The sequence below is a fragment of the Bilophila sp. T19-St14 genome (assembly GCF_059728385.1).
The window spans coordinates 1-12,216 of sequence record NZ_BAAGFT010000002.1; the positions used below are offsets into that span (position 1 = coordinate 1).

The 12,216-nt window shown below is 51.8% G+C and carries 9 protein-coding genes; 5 read left to right on the forward strand and 4 right to left on the reverse strand.

Annotated features, from left to right (window positions below; genetic code table 11):
* From AC6I1V_RS14210 to AC6I1V_RS14220, 3 genes are all read right to left on the reverse strand, one after another.
* Window positions 1-974 (reverse strand): hypothetical protein (locus tag AC6I1V_RS14210; protein WP_497737108.1); only part of this gene is annotated, 974 nt, incomplete at its 3' end.
* A 35-nt stretch (window positions 975-1,009) separates the two neighbouring features.
* A complete protein-coding gene (locus AC6I1V_RS14215) occupies window positions 1,010-2,410 on the reverse strand; it encodes a tyrosine-type recombinase/integrase (protein ID WP_497737109.1) in 1,401 nt (466 codons plus the stop codon).
* Between the two features lie 166 nt (window positions 2,411-2,576).
* The gene (locus AC6I1V_RS14220; RefSeq protein ID WP_497737110.1) at window positions 2,577-2,963 is read right to left on the reverse strand and encodes a TraM recognition domain-containing protein; all 387 of its coding nucleotides are present in this window, start codon (window positions 2,961-2,963) and stop codon (window positions 2,577-2,579) included.
* A 316-nt stretch (window positions 2,964-3,279) separates the two neighbouring features.
* On the opposite strand from AC6I1V_RS14220, the gene AC6I1V_RS14225 reads away from it, so the two are divergent.
* The 4 genes from AC6I1V_RS14225 to AC6I1V_RS14240 all read left to right on the forward strand — a co-directional run bounded on the left by AC6I1V_RS14225 (window position 3,280) and on the right by AC6I1V_RS14240 (window position 7,485).
* Window positions 3,280-3,462: a hypothetical protein gene (locus AC6I1V_RS14225; protein WP_497737111.1), complete on the forward strand. Its 183-nt coding sequence runs from the start codon at window positions 3,280-3,282 to the stop codon at window positions 3,460-3,462.
* Between the two features lie 150 nt (window positions 3,463-3,612).
* Complete coding sequence (locus AC6I1V_RS14230) at window positions 3,613-6,621, forward strand: restriction endonuclease (protein WP_497737112.1); 3,009 nt, start codon at window positions 3,613-3,615, stop codon at window positions 6,619-6,621.
* Between the two features lie 50 nt (window positions 6,622-6,671).
* On the forward strand, window positions 6,672-7,034 hold the full coding sequence (locus AC6I1V_RS14235) for a transposase (protein ID WP_083575399.1): 363 nt from the start codon (window positions 6,672-6,674) through the stop codon (window positions 7,032-7,034).
* Window positions 6,943-7,485, forward strand: coding sequence for an IS5 family transposase (locus AC6I1V_RS14240; RefSeq protein WP_368492477.1), 543 nt, complete (start codon window positions 6,943-6,945; stop codon window positions 7,483-7,485). The genes AC6I1V_RS14235 and AC6I1V_RS14240 overlap by 92 nt, the downstream gene beginning before the upstream one ends.
* 232 nt (window positions 7,486-7,717) lie before the next feature.
* Here AC6I1V_RS14240 and AC6I1V_RS14245 read toward each other — a convergent pair whose 3' ends face one another.
* Entirely contained in the window at window positions 7,718-9,637 is a 1,920-nt protein-coding gene (locus AC6I1V_RS14245) for a tetracycline resistance ribosomal protection protein Tet(W) (RefSeq protein ID WP_011526261.1), read from the reverse strand.
* An 830-nt stretch (window positions 9,638-10,467) separates the two neighbouring features.
* Between AC6I1V_RS14245 and AC6I1V_RS14250 the strand changes: the two genes are divergently transcribed.
* Window positions 10,468-12,216, forward strand: coding sequence for a type ISP restriction/modification enzyme (locus AC6I1V_RS14250; RefSeq protein ID WP_497737113.1), 1,749 nt, complete (start codon window positions 10,468-10,470; stop codon window positions 12,214-12,216).

The following is a 12,216-nucleotide window of genomic DNA, read 5'->3' on the forward strand; positions in this document are numbered from 1 at the left end:
GTATCGATCACTTTGATGCGGCTGGCTTTCTCAAAAAGTTCCTTGCCTGTTTTGTCATATGCGGAATCGGACAGATTACAGGCACCAAGCAGCCTGCCGATGTCTCTTTGCTTTCTGATGCCCCGCTTGAAGAAAAGCACGTGGGCTATAACGTCATTGTCAAAGCCTGATTCACGCATGGCGGTTCGGATGGCCTCCGGGCTTTTGCCTTTCCATAAAGAAGAGGAAACGGGGATATTCTCCTGCGGCGATTGCCCGGCAATAATCTCTGAAGTTTCTGCGGCTTTTATGACGGTTTCCACAAGTCGGCGGGTGATGCCTTTTACCTCTCTGCCGAACGGAAAATTTTTGTGAACAGACAAGTGGCGTATGGCTGCTTGTGTATCCACGGCAATCGTATCAGGATAAATTCTTAAAAGAATATTGGGAGCGGAGAGCTGGATGGAAATATCCTTTACCCGTTTTGTTCTTCTGTAATCGACTATTCTTCTTTCCGCCTGAATGAGACTGTAAAAAATATATTCTCTTTCATTGTCAGACAGATAAGATTTATCGTTGTAGCTTGCTTCGAGGATATAATCGAAGCCTTTTTCAAGTTCTTTGACGGGGACACGCCGGGCCATCTCAAAAAAGAAGTCTGTCATCAGTGTCGCATAGCTATCCACTGGAAAGAGAGCTGTGGAGGCGGGCGCATATTCCGGGAAAGGGGGATTCTCCGCTCCACACTGAACCGTACATTCAGCGGCGGGTTTTTTCCAGAAAAGGGAATAGGCTTCATGCCATACCGCACAGGGGAAGATGCCATGCGGTGAAAGCGCATTCAAAAGAGCCTGCGCCTCATGTTCATTCAGGTCATAGGCTTGTCTGACTCTGTACAGCGATATTTTTTGCGGCTCTGCCATGTTTTTTGGATATAATGGAAGACAGGGAGATGGCAAGAAGGAGAAGCGGTGAATTTTGTGGATCTGACACATTGCCTTGCCACAAAAATTCACCGCCTGTTCAATTCTTAATTATACCATGCATTGACCATATCAATGCCGTCATAGCCCTGATTCCGCATTTGTTCTCTTTGTGCCTCACTCCAGCCGGTATCCTTTTCCCGGACTTGGCTCTGTGCCGGGAGTTTCCCGACCACGATATTGACATTCATGCCATCAGAAAGCGAGTCCGCCTTGTTCCGTTCAGTTTGCTGCCCTGCTGCGGCAGCTTTCAGGCTGTCAAGATAGTTGGCCCATCTTGTCATCATCCGTCTGCGTTCATCCAGATGTTGCGTTCGGTTATAGGCGCGTCCGTTGGGGTCACGCACAGTATGGGCAAGCTGATGTTCAATGAGGTCATATCGCTCCTTCAGCACTTCCTCCAGAAGCGTTCGGGCTGTAGCCCTGAAACCATGAATGGACATTTCCTGCGGCGTGTAGCCCATACGCCGCAACGCTCCAATCATGGTGACTTCGCTGATATGATTCTGGTAATTACGCATGTTGGGAAAGAGAAGCTCTCCATTTCCCGTTCCAACATGCAACTTTTTTAAAATGTCAATAACCTGAGGAGCAAGAGGCACAATATGCGGCGTATCCGTCTTGCTTACAGTATATCTCCATTCACAATTTTCAAAATCAATATCCTTCCATTTCGCGGTGATAAGTTCCTGTGTTCTGACAAAAACATATGGCATAAGTTGTAATGCGTATTTGACGACGAAATAACCTCTGTCGTCTCCATAATGGTCAATTTTGAACAAAAGTTTTCCAAGCTCGTGAGGATCGAGTATAGTCGCTCTATGCGTTACTCTGTGTGATTTGAGCAGGAGTCTGATGGAAGGGACCGGATCTATTTCAATAAGTCCAAGGGCAATGGAATACTGCATTATCTGGCTGCAAAGCTGACAGGCTTTTTTACATGTTGCGGTGATATTCCTTTCTTCTATTTTTCGCATAATTCCAAGAATATCAGACGGCTTTACGTCCTTTATGTGCTTGTCGCCAAGTTCGGCAATGAGATAATCCTCCACAACCCAGCGGTAGGAGCGCATGGTCTGAGGTTTGACTTTTTTTGCCGCAAGCTCCATCCATTCATTGGCTATGGCACGGAATGAATGCCTCGTCAGAGATTGCCGTTCCTCTTTTTCCTGTCGTCTGACTTCACCGGGGTCGAATCCCGCCGCTTTTTGGGAGCGGGCCTCATCCCGCATTTTTCTTGCCCTTTCGAGAGTAACGGCGGGGTACGCGCCGAAAGAGAGCAGACTTTCCTTTCCATTGGCCTGACGGTACTTCATTTTCCAGTGTTTTCCCCCGGCGGGCGTAACCTGTAAGAAAAGCCCGCCTCCATCGAACAGCTTGTATGCTTTGTCCTTGGGCTTGGCATTCAAAACCTGGGTAGCGGTCAGGGGCTTTACACGTCTGGCCATGTCATTTCCTCCTTTCAATGGGCTTCGATAACTGCTTGCTTGCCCCCTAAAATGACCCCTAATAGGGGTAGATGTCAATGGTTTTTACTGGATTGTCTTGGAAGATGTTTTTATATAACTAATTGAAAATATAAAAAAATAATGAAAAATACTGTCCAATAAAATACTAATTATGATTCTTCATGAAAATTTTGATGGACGTATTTGCCACCATCTGCTGTGCGCCTTTCTTGTCAGCCTCCATGATGCCTGCATAGTCCTGGGAGGCTACAATGGCGGCGATGCCAAGACCGCGCCCTTGTGTCAGCACGACTTCAAAGCCGGGCGTCACGATAGCCGCGTACTCGTCCACGATGCACAGGTACGGCCCGATGCCTATGGCATCAGTAGGCAGGGCTTCCAGCACATCAGCGGCGTCTCCTTCGATATTCGCGCCGAGGCCAACGGCGCAGGCGTTGCGGATGGCGGAAAGACTGATTTTACCGAGGCTGGCGAGTTCGGCAGGGGCTTTTTCCAGAGAAGGCAATAAAACCACGAGGATACGTCGCTGCATGATAAAATTTAAAATGCGAAATAACTACTTAAAATAACAAACATTTTTAAAATAAAAAATCGACAGTACCCAGAAAAATACCCATTTTCATAAAAGCTGAAAAAAATTTTTTGAAGACGTGTATGGACGATCTTTGCAGGAAGGCAAAGGCGTGCCCTGCGGGCGGACAAATACATCTTTTATCCTTGACAAGATAAATAGCGATTTTATTTCTCAATAGAATTCTGGAATAGTGATACATCACTCTGAGACTAAGCGTTTACGCTAAAACGCCATGTGTGATGTATTCAAGAAAGCAAAGCGTTAGAGGAAATTTATGGCCAAAAATACAGGTGAAGGCTATCGTAAGGGTTCTGTTTGTGATCGTACACAGATTCAAAATCCCCGCACGGGAAACTGGACAAAGCGCGATACAAACAGTGGCAAGTTTATTGACGTTAAAAAAGGTGGAGAACCGTTCAAAGGCGTTGCCAAGGAAGAGGATGGCAGGCGCAGTTAAGGCCCATCAATAGCGGCAGGGCAGGAGAGCCAAAGCGCATTCCTGTCCTGCCCTCCTTTTTCCGTTCCTCCCTCTTCTGTTTTTCCGCATTCCCTTTCCGGGCGTTTTCGGGTATACTGATATGCCATCTTTTTTCAGGGAGAACGCCCCATGACCTTTCAGGATATTCTTGCCAAGTACCGCGCTGTTTCCTTTTCCGAACGCGACAAGGGCGACCGTTTCGAGCGGCTCATGCAGGCTTTTCTGCAAACGGTGCCGTGGTATGCGGGCACGTTCCGGCATGTCTGGCTCTGGCGGGAATTTCCGTACAAGCAGAACCTCGGCGGCAAGGATACGGGCATTGATCTGGTTGCGCAGACCGTGGAGGGGGATTTCTGGGCCATTCAATGCAAGTGCTATGCGGAAACAGCCAGCATAGACAAGCCCGCCGTGGACAGTTTTCTGGCCACGTCCAGCAAGCAGTTTGTCAACGACCAGCAGCAGACGACCTCCTTTGCGCTCCGGCTCTGGATATCCACCACCAACAAATGGGGCAGCGAGGCGGAAAACGCCATCCGCCATCAGGAACCGCCGGTGCGGCGCATCAGCCTTGCCGATCTGGAAAACGCGCCCGTGGACTGGGCCGCGCTGGAACAGGGCATCAGCGGCGCACAGGCCCGGCAGGAACGCAAGCAGCCGCGCCCGCATCAGCAGGCGGCCATAACCGCCTTTCACGAGCATTTTCAGACCGGGGATCGCGGCAAGCTGATCATGGCCTGCGGCACGGGCAAGACCTTCACTTCCCTGAAAATTGCGGAGAACGAAACCGGCGGCAGGGGGCTTGTGCTGTTTCTGGCTCCTTCCATTGCGCTGGTGGGTCAGACCCTGCGGGAATGGACGGCGGAAACATCGGCGGACATTTTCCCCATCTGCATCTGCTCCGATCCCGAAGTCAGCAAAAGCAGAAGCAAAAAGGACGAGGATCAGGACGGCTACAGCGTTACCGATCTGGCCTTTCCCGCGTCCACCAATGTGGATGACATCGTGCGTCAGTTCCGGCTGGCGGAAAAATTTCATGCGGACAGCCTGCTGGTTGTCTTTTCCACCTATCAGTCCATTGCCGTCATTGCGGAAGCGCAAAAGACCTTTCAGCAGCCCTTTGATCTGATTATCTGCGACGAGGCCCACAGAACCACCGGCGTCACGCTGAAGGACGCGGAAGATTCCGCCTTTGTAAAGGTGCATGACAACGCCTTTATTCAGGCAAAAAAACGCCTCTACATGACGGCCACCCCGCGCCTGTATGCGGAAGAAAGCAAGAAAAAGGCGCAGGATGCCGAAGCCTGGCTCTGCTCGATGGATGACGAAGCCCTGTACGGGCCGGAGGTCTTTCGCATCGGCTTTGGCGAGGCGGTCGATAAGAATCTGCTGGCGGATTACAAGGTGCTTGTGCTGACGCTCAGCGAAAGCCAGATTCCCGCCGCCCTGCAAGCCGCCGTGGCGGACAGCAGCAAGGAGATCGATACCGACGACGCAAGCAAGCTCATCGGCTGCATCAACGCCCTGTCAAAGCGGATGCTCATTGACGAGGGGCTGCTGAAGACCTCCGATCCCGCGCCCATGCGCAAGGCGGTCGCCTTCTGTCAGAACATCAGGATTTCCAAACGGATCAGCGCGGTCTTCAACGGTTTCAAGGAAAGCTATTACGACAGCCTGACGCAGGAGGAACGCGCGGAAACGGTCAGCGTGTCCGCGCAGCATGTGGACGGAACCATGCCCGCCACCACCCGCGACGAAAAGCTGTCATGGCTTAATGCCGCACCTGCCGACGGCAACGAATGCCGCATCCTGACCAATGTGCGCTGCCTTTCCGAAGGCGTGGACGTGCCCTCGCTGGACGCGGTGCTGTTTCTTTCGGCCCGCAATTCCCAGATCGACGTGGTGCAGTCCGTGGGGCGCGTCATGCGCACGGCTCCGGGGAAAAAATTCGGCTACATCATTATTCCTGTCCTCATTCCTTCCAATGTGACGCCGGAAGAAGCGCTCAACGACAACAAGCGCTTTGCCGTTGTCTGGACAGTCCTCAATGCCCTGCGGGCGCATGATGACCGATTCAGCGCCATGATCAACAAGCTGGAACTGAATCGCCGCAAGCCGAAGGACGGCGGCACGGTGCTGATCGGCGGCATTGGCGACGGACACGCGCCGGAGGAGGAAGGCAGCGCGCCCCCGACAGGCAAGGGACGCGGCGCAACAACGCAGCTTCCGCTGCCCCTGCCGCATCTTCAGGAGCTGCAAGGGGCCATTTATGCCCGCATGGTGCAGAAGGTCGGCAACAAACGCTACTGGGAACAGTGGGCGGCGGACGTTGCCCGGATTGCTCAGGGCTATATGGAACGCATCAACCGCCTGATTGCCGTTCCCGGCCCGCACAAGACCGCCTTTGACGACCTCCTGTCCGGGCTGCGCAAGAACATCAATCCCGCCGTCACGCCCGGCGAGGTGGTGGAAATGCTGGCCCAGCACCTGATCACAAAGCCGGTCTTTGAAGCCCTGTTCGAGAATTATTCCTTTGTACAGCACAATCCCGTTTCCCGCGCCCTGCAAGGCATGCTTGATCTGCTGGAAGCGCAGGCGCTGGAAAAGGATACGGTCGTGCTTTCGCGCTTTTACGAGTCCGTCAAAATGCGCGTTTCCGGCCTCGACAATGCCGAAGCCCGGCAGCGCGTCATCGTGGAGCTGTACGACAAATTTTTCCGCACGGCCTTTCCGCGCACGGTGGAAAAACTCGGCATCGTCTATACCCCCGTGGAAATCGTGGATTTCATCAACCGTTCCGTGGCCGATGTCCTGCAAGCGGCCTTCGGGCGCTCCCTGTCCGATGCCGACGTGCATGTGCTCGATCCCTTTACCGGTACGGGAACCTTCCTTGCCCGCATGGTGGAAAGCGGTCTCATCACGCCCGCAGCCCTGCCGCGTAAATACGCGGCGGAGCTGCACGCCAATGAAATAGTCCTGCTGGCCTACTATATCGCCTCCATCAATATCGAAAATGCCTATCATGCCACGCAGGGCGAAAGCGCCGCCTATACGCCCTTTAACGGCATCTGCCTGACGGATACCTTCCAGCTTGGCGAAACCAACGACGTAAACCCACTCGTTGTTGGGCATCATATTTAGAGGATGTCCGGCATGTTTTTTGATTTTAAAAGGTATGGTAATCTCGTCCCATGAAACAAACAGATTTTCGTGATGTGCCTGATGAGCTGTGGGAACGTATCGAGCCTCTCCTTGCCCCGTTCAAACGAAAAAGAAGCGGCGGCAGCAAACCGCTTGCGCAGCGCACGGTTCTGGCAGGAATCCTCTACAAATGCCGGACAGGATGCCAATGGGCCATGCTTCCCGCCTGCTATGGATCAAAAAGCTCTGTCCACGAGCACTTCCAGCGATGGAACAAAGCCGGCATCATGGCGGAGATTTTTCGCATCCTTCTTGCTGAATATGGGGAAAAGGTCGGCGTCGACGCCCAATGGCAGGCTATGGACGGCACCTTGCTGCAAGCCCCGACGCGCTCTCAAAAAATCAGCGACTGAGGGCCTTGGACGCAACCCGACGGACAGGGGCCGAAGCGGCGGCAAGATACATCTCCATGTGGATGGTCAGGGTATTCCTCTGGGAGTGACAGTCACAGGTGCCAATGTTCATGACAGCCGCCTGATAGAAGCGACGCTGAAGAACTCCCGGGAAATGGGCGGCTGGTTTCTGGGCTCTGCCGTACGCCATCTCTGTCTGGACAAGGGCTATGACTACCCGCGAGTCAGCGAAGAAGTCTACGTAAACGGATTTGAGGAGCATATCCGCAGCCGGGGGGAAGAAGTTCGGGACCGCTGGAGGACTCCTGCCCGCCGCTGGGTAGTAGAGCGGACATTCGCCTGGTTGAAGAGTTTTCGGAGCTTGCGCACTCGCTACTGTTGTTACCTCGTCAATTTTATGGGGCTACTTTACCTTGCTTTGGCCTGTATCCTTTGGAGAAAACTGGTATAGCAAGGTGTATGCCGGACATTCTCTTAACGGATTTTGCTTCATAAATTTGATACCTCATTTTTTTGATTATTTGATGTGTCCATATTATCCAGCCCTATACGATGGGCTGTTATCAAATTGTTATCGGTGGTGATAACGGGGGGTAGCAGGGTTGTTGTTTTCTCTGGTGGTTTACAACTACATTTTACCACGAAAGGCAGGGAAATGCAATAACCATCCTTGCTGTGGCGTATCAAGGAATCTTACTGAACATATGGCGCACCTTATCCAAACGGCTGTTTGGACGACGGGGCTGGATGATTGGCTCGCCGACAGTGGCCTGATACCCTTTCAGTTCCGTCAGGCACACACTCCGCCCGTTGGTGTAAAAGGCCAAATCAGTACGGTATGCCTGTATGCAACGGGCGGGAATCTCGCCAGTAAAGACAACTTCATCCTTTTTTATCTGGGCCGTTTCGATGGTGGCACAGTATTTCGGCGCATCATGATAAGCCCTGGAAAGGTATTCCTGGGGCGCATAGAGGGTGAAGGAGAGATAAGGTTCCAGCAACTGCGTCCCAGATTTCTTCAATGCCTGTTCCAATACAATCGGGGCCAATGAGCGGAAGTCCGCCGGCGTACTGACCGGGCTATAGTAAAGTCCGTATTCAAAGCAAATCTTACAGTCCGTTACGTTCCAGCCACACAAGCCTTGCCCCAAACCGTAACGGATACCATCCATGACAGCGTTTTGAAAACTCTGGTTCAGGTATCCCAGGGAAACCCGGCTCTCGTATTTTACACCGGAGCCAAGCGGGAGCGGTGTAACAGACAGTCCGATAGATGCCCAAAACGGGTTAGGCGGCACCTCGATATGGATGGTGTGACTGGCCACTTTGAGCGGCCGCTCTAAATAAATGACGGTGGGTTCCTTCACTGCTGTTTCAATCTTGTATTTTTCCGTCAGCAAAGCGGAAACAACCTCCAACTGCATCCGACCCAAAAAAGAAAGAATGATCTCATGGGTGGTGGAATCCACCTCGTAGTGCAAAAGCGGGTCAGTATCCGCAATTTGCGTAAGAGCGTCCAGCAACCGGTCTCTTTGCTCTGCCGTTTTTGGCGTAATCGTCGTCCGCAGCATAGGGAAGGGAACATCACTCCACATTTCACGAGGAAGTTGGGTTTTGTCCCCCAATATATCGTTTAATCTCAAGCTGTCGCTGGGAAGGATGACAATTTCGCCCTTATGGGCGGTATCTGTCCGAACAATCTCCCCTTTGGATGGAATACGCATCTCTGTGATTTTCAGCTTTTCTCTCCCGGCTAGGGCCACCGTATCCCGCAGACGCAGCGTTCCGCTGTATAGCCGCAGATAGACAAGCCTCTGGCCGCAATCTGTATACTCCACCTTAAAAACTCTACCGCACAGGGCGGCGCTCCCCTGTTCCTTGGTCGATTGGAACAGCCCTATCACCGCATCCATCAACTGTTGAATGCCAAGGCCGTTTTTGGCGCTACCATGATAGACCGGGAGCAGGGAGGCGTCTTGAACTCGCCGCTGTTCTTCTTGCGCAAGTTCTTTCTGACTGATTGATTCTCCTGCGATATACTTTGCCAATAACTCATCGTTATTTTCGATGACCGAATCCCACACCTCTGCACTAGTGTTTTCTGTCAGAGTTATTTTCGAGGACAGCGACACTGTCTGCTTGATGATAATATCAGCGGAGAGCTTATCCCGAACAGACTGATATACGCTCTCCAAATCAATGCCAACCTGGTCGATCTTGTTGATAAAGATAATGGTGGGGATGTTCAATTTCCGTAGGGCATGGAACAGAACACGGGTCTGGGCCTGCACGCCATCTTTAGCGGAGAGCACCAAGATGGCCCCGTCCAAAACAGCCAGAGAGCGGTATACCTCTGCCAAGAAATCCATGTGGCCGGGAGTATCCACAATATTGACTTTACAACTGTGCCACTGGAAAGAAGTGACTGCCGTTTGAATGGTAATTCCACGCTGCCGCTCCAAAAACATAGTGTCCGTTCTCGTTGTCCCTTTTTCGACGCTCCCCGGCTCTGAAATGGTTCCGCTGGCATACAGCAGGCTTTCTGTCAGTGTCGTCTTGCCCGCATCTACATGGGCAAGAATCCCGATATTGATAATGTTCATGTCTATCCTCCATACAAGGCCCAAAAGGGCGCAAAAATCCCCAGCGGCAAATACTTTTACCGCTGGGGATCATGACTTCGGATACATAGAAACGCATTCAGCTAACATGAGCCGTTATCCGTCACGATATTTGATAAAAAGGCAAAAGCATTCTTAAATTGGGTACAAAAACCAAGCCCCTGCAAGGGGCAATTATTTTTGTGCCCATTATCAAATTTTATTTAAGAATACCTTGCCGCATGTTGAATAGACTCCTCAAATCAGGATGACAGCAGTATAGCATAGCACACTCTAAAATGCAAGAAGTTTTTACCCGCTGTCCCAAATAAATCAGGAGGGCATTCACCGGGACACCCTCCGATTTGGGGCCTCATGCGCAAATAATTTCTGTGTCCACGATTTCCGCCGCACACGCCCGAATATTGTTAGTCCCTCTGCAACTCATACCACAGACCGTTGCCCTCGTCAAAGATGTACTTTTCCATGAAATTACCTCCATTTTTTGTGATTATCGTGCGCCTACCCTTATTTTTGACCTTGCACCCCATTTCTGCTCCTTTTCGACCTGTTCCTGCTGGTAAGCTGCCTCCAGTATCCTGTCCGCCTGTTCCGGGCCAATGGCCCGTCTGACCCGCTCATAGTCCCTGACTTGCCCTTTCAAGCCGTCCCTCTCGGCACAAACCTCATAAATCCTGGCTGACAGGGAGCCGTTCTTACTGACCTCACGATCATAGGCGCTCTATACGCCCGCCCTGCCGCAAAATTCCGAACGGGTACAGACCCAGCAGAACGCCCCCATTCAGGTCATCATCGGCAATCCGCCTTATTCCGTGGGCCAGAAATCCGCCAATGACGATGCACAGAACCAGTCCTATCCCCGCCTGGAACAGCGCATTGCCGATACCTACGCCGCGCAATCGTCAGCGGCGCTCAAAAACTCGCTCTACGATTCCTATATCAAGGCCTTCCGCTGGGCATCGGACAGGCTGGACAAACAGCACGGCGGTATCATTGCCTTTGTTTCCAATGGCTACTGGCTGGACGGCAACGCTATGGACGGTTTCCGCAAAAGCCTTGAGGCGGAGTTCAGCGCCATCTATGTCTTCAATTTGCGCGGCAACTGCCGCACGTCGGGAGAAGTTCGCCGCAAGGAATCCGGGAACGTCTTTGGTCTTGGCAGCCGCACGCCCATTGCCATCACCGTGCTGGTCAAAAAGCCCGGCCATACGGGCAAGGCCCTTATCCAGTATCACGACATCGGAGATTATCTGAGCAGGGAAGAAAAACTTGCCATCATTGCCGAAAAGCGCAGCATCCTCAATCCTGCCATGAACTGGACGCATATCCGCCCCAACGCACAGGGCGACTGGCTCAATCAGCGCAATGATATTTTCGGCAGCTTCATCCCTCTTGGAGACAAAAAGAATAAAGAAAATAAACAAACATTTTTTAATCCTTTTTATTCAAATGGGCTTGCAACAAGTCGTGACGCATGGTGCTACAGTTTTTCACAAACAAAATTGCATCAGAATATTCAAGCTACCATTGCCTATTATAATAGCATGGTGGAATCCGGCGATGAAAAACCGTTACTTGACCCCGCTAGAATAAGCTGGTCGGCCGCCTTTCAATCCGCATTTCAAAAAAAGATTAAGAAAAATTTTTCTGAGAAAGCGATTAGAAAAGCCTTATATAGACCTTTTAACAAAGAATCAGTTTATTTTAATGAATCGCTAAATGAAAGAGTCGGCTTAATGCCGAAACTCTTTCCTACACCGGAAACAAAAAATTTCATTATCTGTTTGCCGGGTATTGGGGAGCGAAAAGGATTCTGTACGCTTATTTCTTCCCAGATTTTCGACTTAAATGCCTTTGATGGTGGGATTCAATGCTTCCCGCTGTACTATTACGAAAAGAAACCCGTCTACCAGCCGACGCTTTTTGACAGCGAAAAAAGCGAGTACACGCGCAAGGACGGCATAACCAATTTCATTCTGGAACGCTGCCGGGCAAGCTACGGGCCGAAGGTCAGCAAGGAAGACATTTTCTATTATGTCTATGGCCTGCTGCATTCGCCGGACTACCGCCGGACGTTTGCCGCAGACTTGAAGAAGATGCTGCCGCGCCTGCCGCTGGTGGAGAAGCCTGCGGACTTCTGGGCGTTCAGCAAGGCGGGGCGCGCGCTGGCGGAACTGCATCTGAATTATGAGACGCAGCCCCCGCACCCGGACGTGGTTGTTACCGGCGCGGAACAGGGCAAGTTCCGCGTGGAGAAGATGCGCTTCCCGGACAAGCAGGACAAGACGACCATCGAGTATAACCCGTGGATAACGATCTCGCATATCCCGCAGGAAGCCTGCGAATATGTAGTGAATGGCCGATCCGCCGTGGAATGGATCATGGAGCGCTACCAGATCAAGACGGACAAGGCCAGCGGCATCACCAACGACCCCAACGACTGGGCCACAGAACAGGGCAAGCCGAGGTACATCCTCGACTTGCTCCTGAGCGTGATAACAGTCAGCGTGGAAACAGTGAAGATCGTGGACGAGCTTCCGGGGCTGGAAATTAAGGAGTAG